We start from the raw sequence: 23,584 nt of genomic DNA on the forward strand, positions 1-23,584 counted from the left end.
TTGCCAGACGAATCATGCCAGCTGCGCGTTGGCGAGCTGGCATGACAAGTACAACTATTATTCTGGGCTGTTTAGGTCAAGGCCTAGACTATCTGCAAGTTTTGTAATCAAATCAATTGCAGATTCAGCAATAACAGTTCCCGGTGGATAAATTGCCACCGCACCGTCGTCATATAATTCTTGGAAATCACCAGGTGGGATAACACCACCAACAGTAATCATAATATCCTCGCGCCCTAGTTTAGCCAGTTCTTCCTTGAGCGCTGGAACTAGGGTGAGATGTCCTGCTGCCAAAGAAGACACACCAACGACGTGCACATCGGCGTCGACTGCTGCCTGTGCAGCCTCAGCAGGAGTTTGGAATAGTGGTCCAACATCAACGTCCATGCCAAGATCAGCGTAAGCAGAAGCAACCACTTTCTGACCACGATCATGCCCGTCCTGCCCCATCTTGGCGATGTAAATACGTGGACGACGGCCTTCCTGCTTAGCAAACTCATCTGCTAAGGCAATAGCCTGAGCCACATTACTCATGGTTCCTTCTTTAGATACTTCATCTTTGTACACACCCGATAGGGTACGGATTTCTGCCTCATGACGGCCAAATACGACCTCTAATGAATCAGAAATCTCACCGACGGTTGCTTTGGCTCTCGCTGCGTCGACAGAAAGTTTGAGCAGGTTCTGTTCCAAGTCACCTGGTTCTTTGTGCTCATTGCGTGCTGCTGCAGTTAGTGCTGCGAGAGCTTTTTGTACTTGCTCTTCATCGCGTTCTGCACGTAGTTTTTCTAGCTTTGCCAGTTGCTCAGCACGTACTTTAGAGTTATCAACTTTAAGTACCTCAATGGCCTCGTCTTCGACAGCAATATACTTGTTTACGCCGATTAATGCCTGACGACCAGAATCAATGCGAGCTTGTGTTCTCGCAGCAGACTCCTCGATGCGTAGTTTAGGGATACCTTCAACTGTTGCTTGTGCCATTCCTCCAGCAGCTTCAACCTCTTCAATATGCTTGCGTGCTCTTTGTACGAGCTGCTCGGTAAGCCATTCCACATAATAGGAACCAGCCCATGGGTCTACAGGACGGACAGTGCCTGACTCTTGTTGCAGTAAAAGCTGAGTATTACGAGCAATGCGTGCAGAAAAATCAGTAGGCAGCGCTAATGCTTCGTCGAGAGCATTAGTGTGCAAAGATTGCGTATGCCCCTGGGTTGCTCCCATTGCTTCGATTGCAGTACGCGCAACGTTGTTGAACACATCTTGAGCTGTCAAAGACCAACCAGAGGTTTGGGAATGAGTACGCAGTGATTGCGATTTTTTATTCTTTGGCTCGAATTGCTCGACTAATTCACTCCATAGAAGTCGACCAGCACGCAATTTGGCAATTTCCATAAAGGTATTCATCGAAATACCCCAGAAGAATGACAAGCGCGGAGCAAACTTATCGACGTCAAGCCCTACTTCCTGACCAGCACGGATATATTCAATACCATCTGCAAGAGTATAAGCAAGTTCGAGATCCGCTGTAGCACCCGCCTCCTGAATATGGTAGCCAGAAATAGAAATGGAATTAAAGCGTGGCATCTTCAATGAGGTGTACTCAAAGATATTAGAGATGATGCGCATTGATGGTTTTGGTGGATAAATATAGGTATTACGCACCATGAATTCTTTGAGAATATCATTTTGGATCGTACCAGCTAATTGCTCTGGTGCTACGCCTTGTTCTTCAGCAGCAACAATATAGAGCGCTAAAATTGGCAACACAGCACCATTCATAGTCATCGACACAGATACGTTGCCTAAGTCAATGCCCTCAAATAGCTGACGCATATCGAGGATTGAGTCAATCGCTACACCAGCCATACCAACATCGCCAACAACACGCTCATTGTCGGAGTCATATCCTCTGTGTGTTGCTAGGTCAAAAGCAACAGAAAGACCTTTCTGACCAGCAGCAAGATTGCGACGATAGAACGCATTTGATTCTGCTGCTGTCGAAAAACCGGCATATTGGCGAATTGTCCACGGCTGATTGGTGTACATCGTTGGATAGGGACCACGCATAAAAGGTGGCAATCCAGGAAAAGAATCAAGCTGAGCAGCTGATATTTCTTCATTGCGATCTTTGCGCGTGAAGACTCGGGGAACATCAATGCCCTCTGGAGTAGACCAAACCTCATTTGTTCCTGCAGCTGTCGCGTCAAGAGTTTTTTCTGGCTCTGGTGAATACTGAGAAAAATCTGGAATTGTACTCATCGTTATGCTCCCAACTGTTCCAATAGCTCAGATAGTGTCTTTACTGCATCAATGGTCAGATTTAGGTGCCCGTCGACGGCTAAACCTGCTTTTGGAGAACCAGCCAATAAAATCGTTTTCTCTCCTTGTGTTCTGAGTAATTCAACTGCTCGGGCACCACTATTTTCATATTCTTGATTGGTGCCACAGATAACTAGCACGTCGCTTTCTGAAGCTGCAGCATTAAATTCCTCGCTGCCAAGCTCAATGGCACCAGGATTGACAACCGATATCCCACCTGAGGCAAGTAAATTGGTAGCAAAACCTGTACGAACATTATGCTTAGCCAAAGGTCCTAACGGAATAAGCGCAACGCATGGTCGTTGGCCATGTGCTTCTAAGTACGCATCAGAACGATTGCGTAATGCCTCAAAGTCGGCTGCCCATCTACGTACGTGGTCAGGCTCTACACGTTGTTGCGGTGTTAATGGCGCTTCAGCTAGGTTAGGAAACTCATTGATTGCAGTAATTTGCTTACGACGATGTGCAATATCCGCACGTATTGCCGCATATGATGAGTCAAGCAATTCATTGATTGCTCCAGCAGAATGAGCAGCTAAGAACCCGCCTTGAGCTTCAATATCACTAAATACCTGCCATGCTTTTTGGGTCAACTGGTTGGTTAGTTCTTCGACATAATAAGAACCACCGGCAGGATCAAGAACATGACCAAGATGAGACTCTTCAAGAAGTAATAGATTAGTATTTCGAGCGATACGCGCGGCAAAGGTACGTGAGGTTTTAGCTAAACCACCAGGTATTGCCCAGTCAAAAGGAAGAACCTCTACATCAGTTGCCCCACCAACGCCTGCAGCAAAAGCAGCTACTGTACAACGCAACATATTGACCCACGGATCACGTTGGCTAAACATGATTGGCGCGCTAAGAGCGTGCTGTGGTGCAGAACCATGCTCTGGATACCCCAGAATCTCAGCAACCCTAGCCCATAGTTTGCGAGCCACACGGAGCTTAGCAATTTGCGCAAATTGATCATCGCTAATGCTGTAGCGGAACGAAAGTTGATCAAGAGCTTTATCGATATCTATCCCAGCTGATTCAAGACTTCGCACATATTCCACGCCTGCGGCAAGTGCTAAACCAACTTCTTCCGCATCAGTTGCGCCCTGATTGGCAAAGGAAACAGCATCAATAAGAATTGGGCGGACGTTGTCACGCTCAACTACCTTTTGTGCAAGGGCAATAGTTTCTGTCAGCGAAATACTTGGCGAATCGTCGATAAGCGAAGAAAGTGGTGTGGCACCTAACTCTAGGGAAACTGGCATATGTTCCTGAGAATCGGCAAACTCTAATAATTCCTCTGCAACAGCCAGAGTATCGTTGCCAGCTGCTAAACGAACTGGAGCTAGCGAAAGCATAACGCCTTTTAGTAGCTGGGCGACGGAAACTTTTCCAGCAAGGACAATATCGGTAGTACCATTAGCCATCGCGTCAAGAAGTTGCTCATTTGTGTTCTTGGAGTCAAAAGTCTCGGTGACACCCCACCCATAATTGTGAGCAGTAGATGCGTTCTTTGCGCCGCGCGTATAGGGAAAAGCACCGGGAGCTTGCAGCTCATCTAATTCATTTTCTCTGGTATAGAGTGGATTAATTTCTATCCCGTCATATGTGGTTTTTATGAGTTTTCGCCAAGAGTCGAGAGAAACATCTTCGACATTCTTCTTTTCTACACGCGCAAAAACACCTGCGACAGCTTTATACCACGCTTGTTGACTCTCGCTAAAATTTTCATCGAGTTGATAGTGTGTATCGACCACGCGAAACCTACTCTTCCTTCTATTTGGCACCGATTTTGCTAAGAAACCTTGCACTTTCCATATGCTATCGGAGTGATGGCCCGCCACTGTGTGACCTATATTTGCTTAGATTCACTAAGTGTTCTCACTCGCAAAATCACTAGCTATTCTACTGTTCCCACCCCTTAATACAGGAAGTCTTATTTTCTTTTTCGTAAAAAACACCCCCGTACAGGTGAAAACCATGAGGAAACGCTACGAATCATGTTCTCCCGCAATGTTAAAAAGCACGCTAGGCTGATAGGTTATGCGCATTCTCTCCACCATTTTCGATTTCTGCATTGAACTTTCTAAAGATGCGCTTGCTTCGTTCAGATCCTGGTCAATTCCCAAAAAAGTTATAGTCATCGGCCTAGTAGCGCTGTTTATCGTCGCTACAGTCTGTATTGACGCTCCTCCACTTGCCCAACTACAACAATGGGCGCATGATCTGGGATCAGTTTTTCCTCTGGTATTTGCGTTGCTTTATATCATCATCACTCAATTCCCCATCCCACGTACCCTCTTGACGCTATCCTCGGGGATTTTATTCGGCCCTTTATTAGGGTGTATCGTCGCACTGAGTTCAACAATGCTTTCAGCAGCTCTATCCCTTTTCATCGTGCGCAGCTTCTTGGGGGAATGGATCGCACCCCGTCTGCAACATCCTGCGGTTTATAGCATCAATGAGCGCTTAAAAACACGTGGTTGGTTGCCTATTATTTCACTGCGCATGATAGCTGGTATTCCTTTTTCCATTATGAACTATGCTGCAGCCTTGACTAGTGTGCCACTTGTTACTTTTGCGCTTGCAACTTTACTTGGTTCAGCACCTGGAACAATCACCACAGTTTTGCTTGCACACTCCTTAACCGGGGACACAAATCCGTATTATCTTGTTATCGTAGTTAGCTTCGCTATCATTGGTTGCACTATTTTAGTGCTAGACTCTAAAAGAAAAGTCAAGTCTCCGGAGTAGATTTTACTTGGTGGTATTTTATCTCAGAAAGATAGTCTATGTTTGCAATTCATGCTAGGTATAGAGGAAAAGAACGTCGCAGAGCACAACTCGTGGAACGCTCTGCACAGGCTCTCTCAACGCTCAATGGTGTTGACTCTTTTCACGTAATCGGTGTGGAAGATATTGCAGCCACAATAGACTCTGCAGAAGGTGTGTGTGACACAATCATGGCACTGCTTTCTGCCCATGATTGGGCAATAGCACTTGCCATATCATGCGACGACACAGCAAACGATGAAGAAGCAGAACAAAAAGTTCGCTCACTTGCTACGCGCAGCTTAGGCACTCATGCCCGCAGTGGAACTGTAAAAGTAGTAGTACAACGGGATAAGAAAAAAGATGCAGCCTGGGCACAGGATATCCAGGCTGCTTTTACCATGCTCGCTTTTATACTCAACAAGCGTACCGCTGAAGGACGTGAGGCAACCTCATTGGTACGATCTGGACTTAACCAGAATGAGGCAGCTCACGAACTCGGTATTTCTAAACAGGCTATGAGCCAACGCCTACAAGCAGCTGGCTGGCAAGCAGAAATGGCCGGGTACACTCAAGCCATTAGCCTATTAGAACGAGTCATCAAAGAGCACTAGCTATATTGCTCTCATTCTTCAGGTAATGACTCAGAGGTATTTAGCTGGTCATCGGCAACTACTGCCTCACTAGAGATTTCTGCACCCATGGGAGAATCACTCATGGGACTATTGGCTACCGCATTTGCTGCTGCTACAGCAGCGGCAATCTCTGGATTAGACTCAGTGCTAAACCAATCTTCATCTGCATCACGCTCAAGGATTTCTTTGTCTTGTGCAGCTGCATCGGCAGGCTCATAGCGGAACACACCATCATCGCCTTTTTTAGCTAATGCCTTGGCAAAATCTTCGAGTGCGTCACCAAATTGGCTAGGAATCATCCACATTGTAGAAGCCTCACCCTGTGCCATCTTTGGCAATTTCTCTAAGTACTGATAAGCAAGTACCTCTGGTGTGACCTGAGAAGAACGGATAGCAGCATTGACTTTCTGAATTGCTCGAGCTTCACCTTGGGCAGCTAAGAACTTCGCCGCACGCTCACCTTCAGCACGCAAAATAGTTGCTTGACGTTCTGCCTCAGCAGCCAAAATTGCTGCGTGCTTTTCGCCTTCTGCGCTTAGAATCATCGCTTGCTTTTGACCTTCAGCTGTACGAATGTCTGCTTCGCGACGACCTTCAGCAGTCAAAATCATGGCGCGTTTCTCACGATCAGCTTTCATCTGCATTTCCATCGATTTCTGAATCGAAGGAGGTGGATCAATAGCTTTAAGTTCCACACGACTAATACGCAACCCCCACTTTGTGGTAGCGTCATCCAGTTCGCCCCTCAAGCGTCGGTTGATTATCTCACGTGAGGTAAGGGTTTCTTCTAAGGTCATACCACCTACGACATCGCGCAATGTCGCTACAGAGATTTGCTCAACACCAACGATATAGTTGTCTACGCCATAAATTGCTTTTGCAGCATCATTGATTTGGAATGTCACTACGGTATCAATAGCAACTGTGAGGTTGTCTTTGGTAATTACCGCTTGAGGTGGAAAAGATACCACGCGTTCACGGGTATCAACTTTGGTGCGTACTTTATCAATCATCGGGATTAAGAAAGTAATTCCACCATCAACAGTTTTAATGTGCTTGCCAAGACGTTCAATCACTGCCGCTTGACCTTGTGGAATTAATTTTATTGTCTGGGAAATAAGCAATAACACCAGAACAATGATTACTGCTGCGACTATCATCTACACTCCTTTCCACACCACTGCAGTATTGCCATCAATGTCGACAACCTGTAGCTCTTGATCGATTTCATAGTCATTAGCCTCATCGGTGCTGTCAGCTGTGCGAGCACTCCACAATGAACCATCAAGACGCACCATACCGCGACCATTTCTGAATGGCTCTACTACAAGAGCTTTTTGCCCGAGTAATGCGCGCGGCGACGTATCCAATCCGATGTTCTTGGTCATGTGCCGCTTTAATATCGGCTTGAGGAAAAATAATAAGCCAAAAGAAACACCTGAAAAACACACTAATTCAGCCCACAGTGGAACTGGCAAAAGCGCAATGCCTGCAGTAGCTAAAGCACCGGCTCCTAACATAAGAGCAGTTAATTCACCAGCAATTGCTAATTCTGCTATTACTAGCACTGCCGCTATAACCAACCAAATAATTGCTCCCACATATACCAGCATAATGGATTAGGCAGCACAAAGTTATGTAGATGGGAAAAGAAACTACATGATGTCTTCTTTTGTTAAATGCGGATTGGTGACGAAATCGATAAGCCGCTCTACCGCTCCGATTAGGGAGGAGTCAAGATCCTTATAATTTTCTACAGCGTTATATACCCTATTCCATCCCTCTCGAGGATCACTCCACCCAAGTGCTTGGCATACACCTGTTTTCCAATCAACTCCATAAGGGATTTCTGGCCATGCTCGCATGCCGAGTTTCTGCGGTTTCACGGCTGCCCAAATATCAATATACGGATGTCCAGTCACCGCAACATCCGGACCTAGATTCTGGGTGAGTCGCGTTTCTTTGGAACCTTCGGTGAGGTGATCTGCTAATACACCAATACGCCTCTGTGGGTTGGGCTTAAACTGGGCTAAATAGCTAGGAAGATTATCAAGACCCTCCAGATATTCCACCACAACGCCTTCCACTCTTAAGTCATGTCCCCATATTTTTTCTACTAAAGCAGCATCATGAACTCCTTCAACCAAAATACGAGAAGGCAGTGCTACTCGTGCCTGTAGATTTTCTACTCGTCGAGAGCCCGAATGAGAAAGTTTCGGTTGTTGCTTTGGGACATAGCGAATAAGCGTCGCACGTTGCCCTTCAACCAAGAAAGCACCAGGACGCATCTTGAATAACCGCTGCACCCCATAGCGATCTTCCAGACGAATAAAATCACCGTCATATGTGCGCTCAAAGTTAATAACCGCACCAACGAAACCGTCGGCAAGCACTTCGACGACGAGGCCGGGTTGTGCCTCAATTTTTGGGTATTCTGGCGTTTTATTGCGTGCATGGCCAGAGAAAATATCTCCCGCGTACCGGTCATCAAAACTCATAAGGCACTAGCCTAACCAACTTGTGTGCGTGTTTGTATTAGGCTTGCCATAATTATGAGCACTATGGATTTTCGTTCTCAGGTTTATTCACCGATACAGAATATGGCGCTATGGCTAGTAGCTTGGTTATATAATCACGTCTCGTATGATGACCTTTTAGAAGCATTAGATGAGCTTTCTGGTAGCCAGCAATCTGCCACCGAGGAACCTTTTATCGATTTGCTAGCAAGAATAAGGCAATACCATCAGCCCTTTTCTCAAAATACTTACACAGTACCTGTATCTTTTGCACTTGGGGGTATAGGAAATCCCATTGGCATCGCCCCTAGTCATCCTGCTTATGACCTTGTCAAACAGGGCACAGGCGCATTATTTTTTAGTGGAGCAGATCTCGACTACGCTACGCTTATCCCTGTTGAAACAGATGGCTCAACTATTTGGCATTGGCATGAGAGTCAAGGAATCGCACCTGCACCATCTTATCTTTTACCAGGTCAAGCCGATAAAATGCTCAGTGACGCAACACGTGATGCAGTAAAGAGCATTGAACAAAATACCACTGCCGCCAAGATCCATGCAGATTCTCATGCGCTTAAGGCGTCCCAACCAAGGCTTTTGGTAGGCTCTCTCAATGATTTTTATGAAGCTCCAGGAATACCGCCCATGACACCTGTGCGCAGCGAAAAACTCATTGCACGAGCAAATAATGTTGCTGCCATCGTCGAAGCGCTTGTCTCCCGCATCGGCGACCACAGTTTTGATCACATTTTGTTCCCTTTAGGGCAGCATATTCGCCAGGCACGAATGAGCGCAGTAAATTATGCTTTTCTCGAATGGGCACGAACCTAAAATTATCGGCTAGCTATTCTCTCTAGTAGGTCTTGTAGGCCTTTTGGGCATATTGCAGCAACCCTTTTCACAAGGGGCACCATTGAAAGAAACCCCTTTTGAGGCTACTGAACCACAATGCTGCGCTATATCGGGATGTAGTGTTTCATTCATGAGACTCACTACAAGTTGTGCAAAACGCTTTTCACTACCAATAGTGCGTGCTCGAACAACAGTCATCCCTAGTTGGGCCGCTGCATCTTGCAACTCATAATCGAGGTCCCATACCACTTCCATATGGTCAGAGATAAAACCAATGCTGCATACGACCATAGCTTTTACTTCTTGCTGTGCTAAGTCGTGAGTATGATCGACGATATCTGGTCCCAACCACGGTATTTTTCCATCACCAGAAGCCGATTGCCAGACAACATCGTAGTTATCAATATCCAATTCTTGCGCAACTAATGCTGCTGCTTGTTTGACTTGTCGTGAATATAAGGCACCGTCCTCAACGGTACCTGAAGCCTTATCCGCAACAATAGGAATAGAATGAGCGCTAAAAACCAGCCGTGCTTCCTCTTGCAGCTGCTGTGGAAGTTGAGCAAAGGCGCAACGAATCGCCTGGGCATTTTCCTGAATAAATACCGGATGATCAAAAAACTGCCGCATACGAACAAAATTCATTTTCGGTGCATCATGTACAGCCAATGTATCAACAAGTTTTTCTATGTCTTCACCATATTGCCGACATCCCGAATAGCCTCCCCACGCGCTTGTCGCGAAAACCAGCACATTGCGAATGCCTTGTGCTGCCATATCACTCACGACGTCGTGAGCAAATGGATGCCAATTTCTGTTTCCGAAAAAAACCGGAATATCAAGATTTTGCTGCACAAGCTCTGCTTCGATATTTGAGATAAGTTCTCGGTTTAGTTTATTAATCGGACTTACTCCACCAAAATGGTAGTAGTGGGCTCCTACTTCATCCAGGCGCTCAGGAGGGATACCTCGACCACGAGTTACATTTTCTAGAAAAGGACGAACATCTTCCATCCCCTCTGGTCCGCCAAAAGAAAGAACCAAAAGGGCATCAACATCCGCAATTGACCAATCAAAAGTTTGACTAGTGACACAATCAAAATATGGGGAGTCTTGTTCATATGAACTCATAAAATTACCGTAGCACCGACTGACCAGAAACAAAATTGCCAGCGAACTCATAAAAGTTCACTGGCAAAATACAACTCTTATTTTTTAGAGCAAACGCACTGCATAAGGACTCATTCCGCTCCAACGAACAGGAGAAATCTGAACTGTAGAACCCGACTGTGGCGCTTCAATCATCGTGCCATCTCCCAAATAAATGGCAACGTGATATTCAGCATTAGGTCCATAGAAAATCAAATCACCGCGCTGCATATTTTCTGGCGATACTTTTGTACCGCGTTCATACTGGTATCCAGTGTAGTGTGGCAAAGATATTCCAACACCCGCGTAGGCATAAAGAGTTAAACCAGAACAGTCAAAGCCAACTTTATTGTAGTCCCCATATGAATCAGCAACTCCACCATCACGAATACCTAGCGTAGGACCATAAGCATTACCGCCACCCCAAGCATACGGCATACCAATTTGAGACATAGCACGAGCAATAACAGTTTCAATCTGCTGCTCTCTAGAGCTACCGCTCAAAAGCTGTGTAGTCTGTTGGCTAACAGATTCAGATGACTCTAATTTCACCACATCCAAATCTGCAAGTTCTGAATTCACTGATTCAGCTACTGCTGCATTTTGCACTGCAGGCACGCTTGCCTGTTCAGTACTATCACTCACATTCTGATTCGCAGGAGTAGAAGTATCTGTATGCTCCGGCTGCGATGCAGCCACAAGTGCTTCAGCAGCCTGGGTGGCCGAAGAATCAGCTTGCTCACTTTCTTGTTGTGCTGATTGTGCGTTTGCTGCTTCTTCTTCAGCTTTCTTACGCGCGGCCTCAGCTGCCTCAGCCATTTCTTGTGCCTTGCGTTCTGCTTCAGCACGCTCTGCTGCCTTCTTTGCAGCCGCCTCAGCCGCTGCCTTTTCTGCGGCTTTTTCTTCTGCAGCCTTGCGTGCAGCTTCTTCTTCGGCAGCTTTGCGTTCTGCTTGCGCACGTGCCGCCTCTTCAGCAGCCTTTTTGCGTGCGGCCTCTTCCTCAGCAGCTTTACGTGCAGCTTCCGCACGTGCTGCTTCTTCTTCAGCTTTCTTACGCGCGGCCTCAGCTTCTACATATGCCTGGTATTCAGCACGACGCCCAGTCAAGTTTGAGACATTGCCTTTAGCCTCATCTAACTCAATTTGCGCCTGAGCACGACTTGCCACCAACTCATCATGCTCAACCTGACGTTGCTTAATTTTTGCCGCAGACTCACTAATCGCTGCCTGCGCGCGCTCCTGCGCAGCCTCCGCCTCTGCCTCTTGCTCATCTGCGTAGTTACGCGCAACACGTAACCTAGATTCTTCGTTAGCCTGTTCGGTGCGCAAACGATCTAATTCGTCGATTGCTTCACGCTGCTTTTCAGCAGTAGTCCTCAAATATGTCTGGCGATCAAGGGAGTCTTCAGAATTAGCTTTTCCAGACATACCGCTAACCCCTGCCGAGGTCGCACCTTGACGATAAGCAGTACGTGAGATTTCGTCGAGCTGCTGTTGAGCTTGCTCAATCTCGCTTTGAGTATGATCAAGATTGGAACGAGCGGCAGAAACACCACGACGAGCTTGTTCTGCTCGAGATTGAGCATCATGCAAATCAACAAGACTCTTGTTCACAGATTCACGCAACGCGCCCATCTCTAACTCTAGTGCAGCTAATTCTGAATCAGATTCAGATATAGATGCAGCGAGATCTGCAACCTTGCCTTGCGCACCAGTAACAGCCCCTTGTGCTGAAGAAATTTCTTCATCAGAAGGATTCACAGGTTGTGCTGTTGCAGGAACAAGACCTGCAGAAAAACTCAAACACAGAGCTGCCGCAACGACACTACGTGATACAGACCTCGCCGTACTGTCTCCGAAGTTGTATTTACGCACCTAAACTCCTTGCATTCTTACCCAAAGTCAAGCCTGAGGGCAAGACTCCTGATCGGTTTACACTCAATCAACAGCCGTAATAACGACCGATTTAATGAGCATGACCCACGTACATACTTTTCAACCCGACTACAGCTATTAGCAATTGCGCGCATGCTTCCCCACATACCCAATTTCCATAGTGAACATCCTCCACAAAGAAGATAGTCAAGCTTCTGAAATCGACTCATGAGTCAATGTGTTAAACATTAGATTATTTACTTAGCATTTTCCTCATTAGATTCATGAGTTACCTTGATTCACAGTAGTAACAATAGAAACTTTCGTCCCTTGAGCTGCATAAATGAGATAGCTATTTTTTTAGTGATAAAAGTCACATAGTGTAACTATGGCGCCCTTTTAGCTATAGTCAAGTCTACGGGGTAGACAAAACCCTCTTGACTGAATACGTCAAGAGGGTTTAAGACCTAGGCAGCAAGTGCAATAACGTGGATATGCTTAAACATTATCGCGCAAGGAGCGCGGAGTTAATCGTCGCAAGAAAATAAGAGTGCCCACAATAGCCAGCACAACGATCAATACTGCCGATGATAATAAGACTGTCCCTGGTACAGGATCGTCAAGTATATGATCCACCAATTGAGTTGTTGCGCGTGGGAAATCCGGTTTGCCAAGAAAATCCACTTGAGCCGATTCGACCTCAGCTCTGGAGTATTTGCTACTCATTACCGCCCCCGTGCCAGGGGAAATAAAAATAAGTGTTTCTACCTCAGAGTTATCAAGTAAATGCTGGGCGGTATCACGCACTTCGGTTCCTTTTAGTTCTGTATCGCTAAGAATGACGGCCCCCAACTCACCAAACCCACGATTCTGTGCGTCAACAATAGATTCACGCATAGCGTCATTGAGTGGCGCATTATATTCATCGAAAGCTACGTGATCCTCATTTAACTGCGTGATTAGCCCTTCAAGATCAACGCTATTAGGAATCATTGGCGCTATACTCTCACAATCAAAACTTCTACAACATTTATCATTGCTAAGCATATATAAGTTCAAGGAAAAAGCGGCTAACCAATTGGGGGGTGTCTAATTCGGCAACAGTACGCCTGTATTGTTAAACTATGCGTCAGGCGACGTTATTGTCTGGTAAGTCAATAACGATGGCATGCATATCACATGAATACCAGCCGTTCGTGTGTGAACAGATTAATCCAAACTGATCACCTATTTATCTGACAATTATCTGAAGTGGAGCAACTGTGACTGAAAGCAAGAACTCCTTTAATGCCAAGCAAAAGCTTGAAGTTGGCAATAAGTCATATGACTATTTCGCACTCAATGCGGTTGCAGGCATGGAGAAACTACCGTATTCCTTAAAAGTTCTCGGTGAGAACCTTTTGCGCACGGAAGACGGTGCAAACATCACTACCGAGCATATCGAAGCTATTGCAAACTGGGATCCAACTGCTGAACCAAGCATCGAAATTCAGTTCACACCTGCCCGTGTTCTTATGCAGGACTTTACAGGTGTGCCTTGTGTTGTTGATTTGGCAACCATGCGTGAAGCTGTGAAAACTCTTGGCGGAGATCCAGACAAAGTTAACCCGCTTAATCCAGCAGAAATGGTTATCGATCACTCTGTTATCGTTGAAGCATTTGGTTCTTCTGACGCATTAAAACAGAATGTTGACATTGAATATGAACGCAACGAGGAACGCTATCAGTTCTTGCGTTGGGGTGCAGAGAACTTTTCTAATTTCCGTGTGGTACCACCTGGAACAGGAATTGTGCACCAGGTAAACATTGAGTATCTTGCTCGCGTTGTCTTCGATAATGAAGGACTCGCTTATCCAGATACCTGTATCGGTACCGACTCTCACACCACTATGGAAAATGGTCTTGGTATTCTTGGCTGGGGTGTTGGTGGTATTGAGGCTGAGGCTGCAATGCTTGGTCAGCCAGTCTCTATGTTGATTCCAAAAGTTGTTGGTTTCAAGCTCACTGGAGAAATCCCTGCCGGTGTTACCGCAACCGACGTGGTATTGACCATTACCGATATGTTGCGCCAGCATGGTGTAGTACAGAAATTCGTTGAATTCTACGGCAATGGTGTGAAGTCAATTCCACTAGCTAACCGTGCAACCATTGGTAATATGTCCCCAGAGTTCGGTTCTACTTGTGCGATCTTCCCTATTGACGAAGAAACCACAAAGTATATGCACCTTACAGGTCGTCCAGAAGAGCAGATTGCACTTGTTGAGGCATACGCAAAAGCACAGGGAATGTGGCTTGAGCAAGATGCGCCAGAGGCTGAATACTCTGAGTACCTTGAACTTGATCTATCAACTGTTAAGCCTTCCATCGCTGGTCCAAAGCGTCCACAAGATCGCATTTTGCTCGATGAAGCTAAAGAGCAGTTCCGTAAAGATCTTGGTACATACACTAGCGACGAAGTATGCGTTGATGATTCTCTGCCAGCAAAGAAGATGGAAAGCGAAGGCGGCGACGTCGAAAATGTAGAGGAAACTCCAGCTGAGGTAGCTGGGTACAACTCTTCACGTCGTGGTGCAGGTGAATCCGCAGCTGCAGGAGCTAAAGGACGTCCATCAAATCCAATTACTGTTCAGTCACCAAATGGTGGTTCCTATACTCTCGATCACGGTATGGTCGCTATTGCGTCTATCACCTCATGCACGAACACCTCTAACCCTTCTGTAATGATTGGTGCTGGTCTGATTGCACGTAAGGCTGCGCAAAAAGGTCTTAAGGCTAAACCATGGGTAAAGACCATCTGTGCTCCTGGTTCCCAGGTCGTTGATGGTTACTACCAGCGCGCAGACTTGTGGAAAGACCTAGAAGCTCTTGGCTTCTACCTCTCTGGTTTCGGATGTACTACCTGTATCGGTAACTCTGGTCCATTGCCAGATGAAGTATCAGAAGCAATTAACAAGAATGACTTAGCAGCTACTGCTGTGCTTTCTGGTAACCGTAACTTCGAGGGTCGCATTTCTCCAGACGTGAAAATGAACTACCTCGCATCTCCAATCATGGTTATCGCTTATGCTATTGCCGGTACCATGGACTTTGATTTCAATACTCAGCCGCTTGGTCAAGACCAAGAAGGTAACGATGTATTCCTCAAGGATATCTGGCCTTCTACTGAGGAGATTGAAGAAACTATTGCGCAGGCTATTTCTCGTGAACTCTATGAAGCAGATTATGCAGATGTATTTAAGGGTGATGAGCAATGGCAAAACCTTGATATCCCAACAGGAAAGACATTCGAGTGGGATGAATCATCTACATACATCCGTAAAGCTCCTTACTTCGATGACATGGGACTTGAGCCAGAACCAGTCAGCGACATCAAAGGTGCACGCGTCCTCGCTAAACTTGGTGACTCAGTAACTACTGACCACATTTCCCCTGCTTCATCGATCAAGCCAGGTACCCCTGCAGCTCAGTATCTTGATGCTAATGGTGTGGAACGTAATGATTACAACTCCCTTGGTTCCCGTCGCGGTAATCACGAAGTAATGATGCGCGGTACTTTTGCCAATATCCGTTTGCAGAACCAGCTGGTTGATATTGCAGGTGGCTATACTCGTGACTTCACTCAAGAAGGCGCTCCACAGGCATTCATCTTCGACGCCTGCCAGAACTACAAGGCACAAAATATCCCATTGGTAGTCATCGCCGGTAAAGAATATGGTACTGGTTCTTCTCGTGACTGGGCAGCGAAGGGCACCAACCTTCTAGGTGTTCGTGCAGTGATTACTGAATCTTTTGAGCGTATCCACCGTTCTAACCTCATCGGTATGGGTGTCATTCCACTGCAGTTCCCTGCTGGCCAATCGCATGAATCACTCGGCTTAGACGGTACAGAGGTATTCGATATTACTGGTATTGAAGAACTCAACAATGGTATTACGCCTAAGACAGTTCATGTCACAGCAACCAAGGAATCTGGTGAAAAAGTAGAGTTCGATGCTGATGTTCGTATCGATACACCAGGTGAAGCTGATTACTTCCGTCATGGTGGTATCTTGCAATACGTCTTGCGTCAAATGATTAAAGGCTAAACCTTTTCGTTCTTCGTCAAGGTTTTGCTAAACGCATAACGCATAAAGACAATTGGGCTGTACCAACTCAATTGGTGCAGCCCATCTCTTTATACTTTCTTTTTATCTCAAACCTCATTCTTTTATGAAAGGATCCTAGTCGTCAATGCCAGTAGTCAGTAGCACTGAACTTGTACAACGACGTGATGAGATCCTTGAAGGTGCACGCCGCTGTTTCGCCGAACACGGCTATGAAGGTGCAACAGTTCGCTTGCTAGAAGATGCAATCGGAAAATCTCGTGGCGCAATTTTCCATCACTTTGGCGATAAGGAAAATCTTTTTCTTGCACTCGCCAGACAAGATGCAGCACGCATGGCCGATATTATTGCCCGGCAAGGGCTTATCGAAGTCATGCGCGATATTCTTGCACATCCCAATCGCCATGATTGGCTGATAACACGTCTAGAAATCTCAAAAATGCTCCGCACCGATCCACAATTTCGCGCGAAATGGCATAGTCACCAGCAAATACTTGACCAGGCGATTCATCAACGTCTCAAGGACAATGCTAACAAGGGCACTATGCGTACTGATATGCCCATCGAAGTATTGCACACTTATTTAGAAACTGTCTTGGATGGGTTTATCTCACGCTTAGCTACTACTGGAGTAACGGAAGATCTAAGCTCTGTTCTGGATTTAGTTGAAGAATCCATCCGTCGCCCCCAGTAAGTAGTAACCAAGCATCAGACCCCCTTTTCCCCTCTTGTCCCCTATTTCAGCTAAGGCATTAGTTTTCATGGCTACTTCATCTGCACCTTTTCTTGTCATCTCGTTGCGCTCAGATTCAGAGCTAGAGACTAACGTCGCACAAGCTGAATTAGCTGACATTATCCGAACCACCCAATTACCTTCAGACTATTTTGATCACAAGCAACTTGCAGATATTCATACCTCCATCGGTGATATAACCCAGTACAAAGGCATTATTGTGGGTGGTAGCTCATTAAATATCAGCACAACACACTATGGAATATGGCAACAACATATCCATCGGGAGCTCACACACCTGATTCATAATCCAGAAAAAATTCCAGTTTTTCTCATTTGTTTCGGTGCTAGCTGGCTTGCCGACGCCACGGGTGGGACAGTAGACCAATCCTTTAGTGAATCCTCAGGTCCTACTCTAGTAGAGCTCACTGATGCTGGTCGTAAGGACCCGCTGACAAAAACTTTGCCCACTACTTTCCACGCGTTAACAGGTCATACTGAAAATATCGCGCACATAAGTTCGCAACTGACAGTACTAGCGACAGGAAAAACCTGCCCTGTTCAGCTTATTCGCTACAGCGATCATGTGTGGGCAAGTCAATTCCATGCTGAAATGGATGCTCAGGCATTGCAAACGCGCATGGACTTCTTTTGGGACTATGGATATTTTTCTCCCGAAGATTATGACTCCATAGTAGCTGCGCTGCCTGCAGTTACTACTACTCATTCTCATGCTGTGCTACAAAACTTTTTAGACTTTGCACTACGCAATCAAGATGTAGCATGAATCAGTATTTTTCTTATCTGTTTACTGCTGTTCATACGCATAAATTTCCCTGGGTAGCCTACCATAGACATATGTTTGCCATTATGACTGTTACTGGTGCTGATCACACAGGAATTATTGCTGCTGTTGCTACTGCATGTGCAGAATTAAATGTAAATATCAACAATGTCTCCCAAACCCTCATGGATGGATATTTCACCATGATTTTGCACGTTTCCTTTGATGAAGCCACCACAGATATTAGCGATATCCAAGAAAAAATGGCTAAGGTTGAGCAACAAGAAAGACTGGTTATCAGAATCCAGTCTCAAGAAATTTTTGACGCAATGAACTCCATCTAAGTTTTTTAGATCATAGCTACAGGGCATAAACACCAATGAATATCATGCATTCCAATCAAAATATTCTCGATACTATTGACATGATCGAGAAGTATCGTCTCGATATTCGTACTGTCACAATGGGTATCTCCTTACTTGATTGTGTCCGTACCGATATGCAGCACACCTGTGCAGCAGTCTATGACAAAATAGTCACGAAAGCTCACAATCTAGTAGCACAATGTGAGCAAATTGAACGCGAGCTTGGTATCCCTATTGTTAATAAACGCATTGCTGTTACTCCCATTGCACTGCTCAATCAAAACGTGAGTGGGAGTTGCGTCGACATTGCAAAAAGCCTTAACCGCGCAGCACATGAAGTAGGTGTGAATTTTATTGGTGGGTACTCAGCTCTTGTCGAAAAAGGTATGACCCCTGGAGATACCGCACTCATAGAATCTATACCTGAGGCGCTAAGTGAAACAGACATCGTGTGTTCCTCGGTAAATATCGCATCTTCGCGTGCCGGTATCAATATGGACGCGGTTGCTAAGATGGGTCAGGTTATCAAAGATGCTGCTGAGCTAACTAAAAATGACAGTGCTATCGCATGTGCAAAACTCGTTGTTTTTGCCAATGCAGTTGGTGATAACCCCTTCATGGCTGGTGCGTTTCATGGTGTAGAGGAACCAGATTGCGTCGTCAGTGTCGGTGTTTCTGGACCAGGTGTTGTTAATCGTGCCTTAGGCAACCTCGATAACGCGAGTCTTGACCAGGTTGCTGAGGAGATTAAAAAAGCAGCTTTCAAGATTACCCGTGCTGGTCAATTAGTAGGCACTCTTGCGTCACAACGGCTTGATGTCCCATTTGGCATCGTGGATCTTTCCTTAGCACCAACAGCTGAATTAGGAGATTCAGTTGCACATATTATGGAGCATATGGGGCTAGCACAAGTTGGTACCCACGGCACCACTGCTGCATTAGCGTTGCTTAACGACGCTGTGAAAAAAGGCGGTATGATGGCATGTTCTCGTGTCGGTGGCTTATCTGGATCTTTTATTCCTGTTTCTGAAGATAAAGGTATGATTGATGCAGTACGTGCCGGGTCTATCAGCATTGACAAACTTGAGGCGATGACTTCCATCTGCTCAGTTGGACTTGATATGGTCGCTATACCTGGCGATACTTCTGCTGAACTTATTGCTGGCATGATTGCTGATGAAGCAGCTATTGGCGTAATGAATCATAAAACCACAGCGGTGCGTGTTATTCCTGTTCCTGGTTCTCAACCTGGGGATGAAATCAACTTTGGTGGATTACTAGGATATGCCCCGGTTATTCCAGTTTCTACCGTGGATAACTCAGAGTTTATTCGTCGTGGAGGTTTTATTCCTGCACCTGTTCATGGTTTCCGAAACTAACCTTTCCCCATCAAACGCTTGTGTTATTTTATTGCTGTACTTAAAAAGCTCAGCGGCCCCACAACACTGACCACTGTGGTAACAAACCACCACGTGCGCTTATTACCACGAATTTTTGTTGCAGGTAAATGATACAAAAAGTGCCAAGCAATAGCTTTTGTACATATATCTGCAGCAAACACTACACAAAAAATACGCTTGGATCGTGATAGAGAACGCCACCAAGAGTGCAGAAAATCCATAATCACGTTCAGCCTTTCTGTTCCTTAAGCTAATTCCACGATGTCCATGTACTCATCATTCCATAGGTCTTCATCGCCATCTGGCAACACGATAACCCGTTCTGGTTCCAATGCTTTTACTGCACCAGGATCATGTGTTACAAGGACTACCGCGCCTTCATAAGTACGTAATGCGTCGAGGACTTGTTCACGAGAAATGGGATCTAAGTTATTTGTTGGCTCATCCAGTAACAACACATTTGCTCGTGAAGATACTAGAGCAGCAAGGGCTAATCGGGTTTTTTCGCCACCCGACAATGTGCCAGCTGGCTGTTGTAATTGTTCGCCGGAAAACATAAACGCTCCCAATAGACCACGTAAATCTTGTTCTCCTGCTTCAGGACACGCATGCACCGTGTTTTCCCATACGGTCTTGGTTGGATCGATAGTGTCATGTTCCTGCGCAAAATAACCAATTTTGAGCCCATGGCCCGTTACAATGCCGCCTTCGCCGTCAGTACGCTCTACCCCAGCCAAGAGCTTAAGCAATGTGGTTTTTCCTGCACCATTAAACCCGAGCACTACCACTCTGGATCCCTTATCAATTGCCAAATCAACACCGGCAAAGACTTCAAGAGAACCATACATCTTTGTTAAGCCCTTGGCGTAGAGAGGGGTTTTTCCGCAAGGAGCCGGAGTAGGAAAAGAAATATGTGCAACGCGATCAGCCACACGTACTTCATCTAGTTGAGTCATCATACGCTCAGCACGAGCTAACATTTGTTTCGCAGCAGCAGCCTTTGTTGCTTTCGCCCCAAGTTTTGCTGCCTGGCTACGCAATGCACTTGCTTTCTTCTCTGCATTTGCGCGTTCACGCCGTCGACGTGCCTCATCTGTTGCACGTGCTTGTTTATATTTACTAAAACTCATATTGTAAATATCTGCTTCAGCGCGCACTGCATCAAGAAACCACACTTTATTGCATACTTCACCAAGCAATTCAACATCATGCGAAATCAGAATTAAACCGCCCTCATGCTTTTTGAGGAAACTTCGCAACCAATTAATAGAATCAGCGTCTAAATGGTTTGTTGGCTCATCAAGGAGCAGAATCGTATCAGACTTACCTGCGCCAGCTGTTGCAGAAAAAAGAATATGCGCTAATTCTACTCGTCTGCGTTGTCCACCAGAAAGAGTATGCAATTCTTGTTCCAAGATACGCGCTGGCAATCCAAGGTTGTCACAAATTTGTGCGCATTCTGCGTCAGCTTCATAACCACCTAATTGATGAAATTGCTCTTCTAGGCGTGAGTATTTAGCAATAGCTTTATCACGCTGCGATACATCGTCGGTTTGCTCCATAATAGCTTGTTGACGATCCATCGAGATGCGAATTTTATCCAACCCACGAGCAGCAAGTACCCGTTGTTTTGCTGTTTGTTGAAGATTTCCTTCACGAGAATCTTGTGGCAAATATCCAATAGCTCCTGAGCGCGTAATACTACCGCCATAGGGCTGAGTTTCACCAGCAAGAATACGCATCGTTGTCGTTTTTCCTGCACCATTGCGACCAACTAGTCCGATCCGATCCCCTGCTTGCACTCGAAGATGTTGCCCGGGAGCATGGAGCAATGTTCGAGCACCAACACGCACCTCAAGATCATTGGTCACTATCATAATGTGTCATCGTACAGCAATGATGTTCTGCTGCATTCCTTTCTAAAAATTAAACAGAAAAACCCAGTGCGCGTAGTTGCTCTCGACCCTCTTCAGTGATCATGTGTGGCCCCCAAGGCGGCATCCATACCCAATTCAATACCAATTTATCTACCACGCCACGACCAACAACCGCGTCTTGTGCCTGATCTTCTAGAACATCAGTTAATGGACAAGCTGGTGAGGTAAGGGTCATATTGATATGTGCTTCGTTCTCATTTTCGATCCAGATATCATAGACCAAACCTAAATCAACAACATTGATCCCTAGCTCTGGATCAATCACATCACGCATATATTCTTCGACATCACTTGCTTTTGCAAGATCTGCTTCACTTTGTGGCGGTTTTTCTTGTTCTAGTGGCTCAGCACTGTCTAGGTGCGCATTATCCTCAGTCATCATTATTTTCCTTACTGCGTGCTTATTGTGTGGTTATTTTTCTTCTAGTGATTGAGTTGTCGCTGCTTGAAATGCTTTCCATCCTAATAGCGCGCATTTCACCCTCGCTGGGTACTTAGCAACACCGGAAAAAGCAATGCCATCTCCGATAAGATCTTCATCACCACTGTACTGCCCTTTAGAAGTAATCATTTTCTCAAAGTCGGCTAATTTTTCCATTGCTTCTGCAACGGGCAAACCAATTATTTCTTCTGCCATGACAGAGGTCGATGCTTGGCTAATAGAACAGCCTTGCGCGTCATAAGAAACATCTTGAACCGTAGCTTTGTCGTCGGAAAGCAAAACGCGAAGCGTGATCTCATCACCACAGGTTGGGTTAACGTGATGTACTTCAGAATTAAAATCTTCTCTTAAGCCACAATGCTGTGGATTTTTATAATGATCAAGGATCACTTCTTGATACATGGATTCAATATTCACTATTTAGACTCGATTCCCCAAAATTGTTTTGCTTTTTCTATTGCCGCAACAAGCTGATCGATTTCTGCAAAGGTGTTATAGAAATAAAAAGATGCCCGCGCACTAGCCTGTATGTGAGAAGCACGATGCACTGGCCAAGCACAATGATGTCCTACGCGAATACATATGCCTTGGTCATCAAGCAATTGTCCAAGATCATGAGGATGAATACCCTCGACGCTAAAGCTGATAGCTCCACCACGCGCATCAGAAACCGCAGGACCTATGATTTTCAAGTGCTCAATGCCCTGCAATTTCTCCAAGGCATAGCTTGTGAGTTGATGCTCATAGGCAGCGATATTATCCATACCAATTTCGCTAAGAAAATCCACTGCAGCACCAAGTCCAACCACCTGACTCGTCATTTGAGTACCCGCCTCAAATCGCTGTGGAATACTAGCATAGGTAGCTTTCTCCATGGTCACTACCTCAATCATGGAACCGCCTGTCAAAAATGGTGGAAGCAATTGAGCAAGCTCAGCCTTTGTATATAACACACCTACCCCAGTAGGACCACACATCTTGTGCCCCGAAAACGCTGCAAAATCAACATCTAATTGATGAAAATTTACTGGCATATGCGGCACAGATTGGCACGCGTCCAACACGACTAGGGCATTGACTGCCCTAGCACGGCGTACTACTTCTGCTACATCAGTAACTGCACCAGTAACATTGGATTGATGGGTGACTGCAACAACTTTAACGCTGTCATCTAATTCAAGGGAATCAAGGTCAATACGGCCATCATCAGTTAGCTTATACCAACGCAATGTTGCTCCAGTGCGTCGGCATGCTTCTTGCCAAGGAATAAGATTTGCATGATGCTCTAACTCACTAACCACCACAGTATCTTCGGCAGTAAGGGTCAGCTGCCCGCTACGATCATCAGACAGCGCATAAGAAACCAAGTTCAATGCCTCTGTAGCATTCTTAGTGAAGGCAATCTCATGGTTATCCGCCCCCACAAAACGTGCGATTTTCTCACGGGCAGTCTCATACGCATCTGTTGCTTCTTCTGCAAGTTGATATGCACCACGATGAACAGGTGCATTTGTGTGCAGGACAAAATTTTCCTCAGCGCGCCATACTCGCTCAGGACGCTGTGCAGTAGCTCCTGAATCAAGATAGACCAAAGGGTTATCACCACGAACAGTCCGTGAAAAAATGGGAAACTCTTGTCTTAATGCGTGCACATCTATACAAGCCTGTTGCTGCTGTTCCTGAGCAGTCAATGTAGCTGACATAT

At 45.8% G+C, this 23,584-nt stretch carries 20 protein-coding genes; 8 read left to right on the top strand and 12 right to left on the bottom strand.

The window, feature by feature from the left end; genetic code table 11:
• Positions 1–57 precede the first annotated feature (57 nt).
• Positions 58–2,259 carry a methylmalonyl-CoA mutase gene (gene scpA / locus EML15_RS00470; RefSeq protein ID WP_144272900.1) on the bottom strand — a complete coding sequence of 734 codons (2,202 nt, stop codon included), beginning with the start codon at positions 2,257–2,259 and terminating at the stop codon, positions 58–60.
• 2 nt (positions 2,260–2,261) lie between these two features.
• Entirely contained in the window at positions 2,262–4,073 is a 1,812-nt protein-coding gene (locus EML15_RS00475; RefSeq protein ID WP_144272901.1) for a methylmalonyl-CoA mutase family protein, read from the bottom strand.
• Between the two features lie 286 nt (positions 4,074–4,359).
• Between EML15_RS00475 and EML15_RS00480 the strand changes: the two genes are divergently transcribed.
• On the top strand, positions 4,360–5,070 hold the full coding sequence (locus EML15_RS00480) for a TVP38/TMEM64 family protein (protein WP_144272902.1): 711 nt from the start codon (positions 4,360–4,362) through the stop codon (positions 5,068–5,070).
• Positions 5,071–5,108: 38 nt separating this feature from the next.
• A complete protein-coding gene (locus tag EML15_RS00485; protein WP_144272903.1) occupies positions 5,109–5,702 on the top strand; it encodes a MarR family transcriptional regulator in 594 nt (197 codons plus the stop codon).
• Positions 5,703–5,713: 11 nt separating this feature from the next.
• On the opposite strand, the gene EML15_RS00490 is transcribed toward EML15_RS00485, so the two are convergent.
• Genes EML15_RS00490 through EML15_RS00500 form a run of 3 tightly spaced genes read right to left on the bottom strand, consistent with a single transcriptional unit; the run spans position 5,714 to position 8,221 of the window.
• Positions 5,714–6,883: an SPFH domain-containing protein gene (locus EML15_RS00490; RefSeq protein ID WP_144272904.1), complete on the bottom strand. Its 1,170-nt coding sequence runs from the start codon at positions 6,881–6,883 to the stop codon at positions 5,714–5,716.
• A complete protein-coding gene (locus tag EML15_RS00495; protein WP_144272905.1) occupies positions 6,884–7,324 on the bottom strand; it encodes an NfeD family protein in 441 nt (146 codons plus the stop codon). It abuts the gene before it with no gap.
• A 54-nt stretch (positions 7,325–7,378) separates the two neighbouring features.
• On the bottom strand, positions 7,379–8,221 hold the full coding sequence (locus EML15_RS00500) for a DUF3097 domain-containing protein (protein WP_144272906.1): 843 nt from the start codon (positions 8,219–8,221) through the stop codon (positions 7,379–7,381).
• A gap of 54 nt (positions 8,222–8,275) precedes the next feature.
• Between EML15_RS00500 and EML15_RS00505 the strand changes: the two genes are divergently transcribed.
• Entirely contained in the window at positions 8,276–9,070 is a 795-nt protein-coding gene (locus tag EML15_RS00505) for a hypothetical protein (protein WP_144272907.1), read from the top strand.
• Positions 9,071–9,079: 9 nt separating this feature from the next.
• Here the strand turns inward: EML15_RS00505 and EML15_RS00510 are convergent, their stop codons facing one another.
• The 3 genes from EML15_RS00510 to EML15_RS00520 all read right to left on the bottom strand — a co-directional run bounded on the left by EML15_RS00510 (position 9,080) and on the right by EML15_RS00520 (position 13,108).
• Positions 9,080–10,222 carry a ferrochelatase gene (locus EML15_RS00510; protein ID WP_144272908.1) on the bottom strand — a complete coding sequence of 381 codons (1,143 nt, stop codon included), beginning with the start codon at positions 10,220–10,222 and terminating at the stop codon, positions 9,080–9,082.
• 84 nt (positions 10,223–10,306) lie between these two features.
• Positions 10,307–12,115: an NlpC/P60 family protein gene (locus EML15_RS00515; protein ID WP_144272909.1), complete on the bottom strand. Its 1,809-nt coding sequence runs from the start codon at positions 12,113–12,115 to the stop codon at positions 10,307–10,309.
• A gap of 498 nt (positions 12,116–12,613) precedes the next feature.
• Entirely contained in the window at positions 12,614–13,108 is a 495-nt protein-coding gene (locus tag EML15_RS00520; RefSeq protein ID WP_144272910.1) for a DUF6676 family protein, read from the bottom strand.
• Positions 13,109–13,377: 269 nt separating this feature from the next.
• Between EML15_RS00520 and can the strand changes: the two genes are divergently transcribed.
• From can to EML15_RS00545, 5 genes are all read left to right on the top strand, one after another.
• Positions 13,378–16,200, top strand: a complete 2,823-nt coding sequence (gene can, locus EML15_RS00525; protein WP_144272911.1) for an aconitate hydratase — start codon at positions 13,378–13,380, stop codon at positions 16,198–16,200.
• Positions 16,201–16,345: 145 nt separating this feature from the next.
• Complete coding sequence (locus EML15_RS00530) at positions 16,346–16,912, top strand: TetR/AcrR family transcriptional regulator (protein WP_144272912.1); 567 nt, start codon at positions 16,346–16,348, stop codon at positions 16,910–16,912.
• A 67-nt stretch (positions 16,913–16,979) separates the two neighbouring features.
• Positions 16,980–17,738 carry a glutamine amidotransferase gene (locus tag EML15_RS00535; protein WP_144272913.1) on the top strand — a complete coding sequence of 253 codons (759 nt, stop codon included), beginning with the start codon at positions 16,980–16,982 and terminating at the stop codon, positions 17,736–17,738.
• Between the two features lie 71 nt (positions 17,739–17,809).
• A complete protein-coding gene (locus EML15_RS00540) occupies positions 17,810–18,079 on the top strand; it encodes an ACT domain-containing protein (protein WP_144272914.1) in 270 nt (89 codons plus the stop codon).
• 35 nt (positions 18,080–18,114) lie between these two features.
• Complete coding sequence (locus tag EML15_RS00545) at positions 18,115–19,479, top strand: PFL family protein (RefSeq protein ID WP_144272915.1); 1,365 nt, start codon at positions 18,115–18,117, stop codon at positions 19,477–19,479.
• Positions 19,480–19,745: 266 nt separating this feature from the next.
• Here EML15_RS00545 and EML15_RS00550 read toward each other — a convergent pair whose 3' ends face one another.
• From EML15_RS00550 to EML15_RS00565, 4 genes are read right to left on the bottom strand one after another with little or no spacing between them, the layout of a single operon-like run.
• Complete coding sequence (locus EML15_RS00550; RefSeq protein WP_144272916.1) at positions 19,746–21,377, bottom strand: ABC-F family ATP-binding cassette domain-containing protein; 1,632 nt, start codon at positions 21,375–21,377, stop codon at positions 19,746–19,748.
• Positions 21,378–21,426: 49 nt separating this feature from the next.
• Positions 21,427–21,819: a metal-sulfur cluster assembly factor gene (locus tag EML15_RS00555; RefSeq protein WP_144272917.1), complete on the bottom strand. Its 393-nt coding sequence runs from the start codon at positions 21,817–21,819 to the stop codon at positions 21,427–21,429.
• A 30-nt stretch (positions 21,820–21,849) separates the two neighbouring features.
• Entirely contained in the window at positions 21,850–22,296 is a 447-nt protein-coding gene (gene sufU / locus EML15_RS00560) for a Fe-S cluster assembly sulfur transfer protein SufU (RefSeq protein ID WP_144272918.1), read from the bottom strand.
• Positions 22,296–23,582, bottom strand: a complete 1,287-nt coding sequence (locus tag EML15_RS00565; RefSeq protein ID WP_144273424.1) for a SufS family cysteine desulfurase — start codon at positions 23,580–23,582, stop codon at positions 22,296–22,298. Before EML15_RS00565 ends, sufU begins: the two co-directional genes overlap by 1 nt.
• Positions 23,583–23,584: the final 2 nt, after the last annotated feature.

It is taken from the genome of Corynebacterium sp. sy017 (assembly GCF_017918135.1).
Taxonomy (GTDB): Bacteria; Actinomycetota; Actinomycetes; order Mycobacteriales; family Mycobacteriaceae; genus Corynebacterium.

Excerpts from the sequence above, each read along its gene's own strand:
- scpA (WP_144272900.1), bottom strand. The coding sequence starts at position 2,259 with ATGAGTACAATTCCAGATTTTTCTCAGTATTCACCAGAGCCAGAAAAA.
- EML15_RS00480 (WP_144272902.1), top strand. The coding sequence starts at position 4,360 with ATGCGCATTCTCTCCACCATTTTCGATTTCTGCATTGAACTTTCTAAA.
- EML15_RS00485 (WP_144272903.1), top strand. The coding sequence starts at position 5,109 with ATGTTTGCAATTCATGCTAGGTATAGAGGAAAAGAACGTCGCAGAGCA.
- EML15_RS00490 (WP_144272904.1), bottom strand. The coding sequence starts at position 6,883 with ATGATAGTCGCAGCAGTAATCATTGTTCTGGTGTTATTGCTTATTTCC.
- EML15_RS00500 (WP_144272906.1), bottom strand. The coding sequence starts at position 8,221 with ATGAGTTTTGATGACCGGTACGCGGGAGATATTTTCTCTGGCCATGCA.
- EML15_RS00505 (WP_144272907.1), top strand. The coding sequence starts at position 8,276 with ATGAGCACTATGGATTTTCGTTCTCAGGTTTATTCACCGATACAGAAT.
- EML15_RS00510 (WP_144272908.1), bottom strand. The coding sequence starts at position 10,222 with ATGAGTTCATATGAACAAGACTCCCCATATTTTGATTGTGTCACTAGT.
- EML15_RS00520 (WP_144272910.1), bottom strand. The coding sequence starts at position 13,108 with ATGATTCCTAATAGCGTTGATCTTGAAGGGCTAATCACGCAGTTAAAT.
- EML15_RS00530 (WP_144272912.1), top strand. The coding sequence starts at position 16,346 with ATGCCAGTAGTCAGTAGCACTGAACTTGTACAACGACGTGATGAGATC.
- EML15_RS00535 (WP_144272913.1), top strand. The coding sequence starts at position 16,980 with ATGGCTACTTCATCTGCACCTTTTCTTGTCATCTCGTTGCGCTCAGAT.
- EML15_RS00540 (WP_144272914.1), top strand. The coding sequence starts at position 17,810 with ATGTTTGCCATTATGACTGTTACTGGTGCTGATCACACAGGAATTATT.
- EML15_RS00545 (WP_144272915.1), top strand. The coding sequence starts at position 18,115 with ATGAATATCATGCATTCCAATCAAAATATTCTCGATACTATTGACATG.
- EML15_RS00550 (WP_144272916.1), bottom strand. The coding sequence starts at position 21,377 with ATGATAGTGACCAATGATCTTGAGGTGCGTGTTGGTGCTCGAACATTG.
- EML15_RS00555 (WP_144272917.1), bottom strand. The coding sequence starts at position 21,819 with ATGATGACTGAGGATAATGCGCACCTAGACAGTGCTGAGCCACTAGAA.
- EML15_RS00565 (WP_144273424.1), bottom strand. The coding sequence starts at position 23,582 with ATGTCAGCTACATTGACTGCTCAGGAACAGCAGCAACAGGCTTGTATA.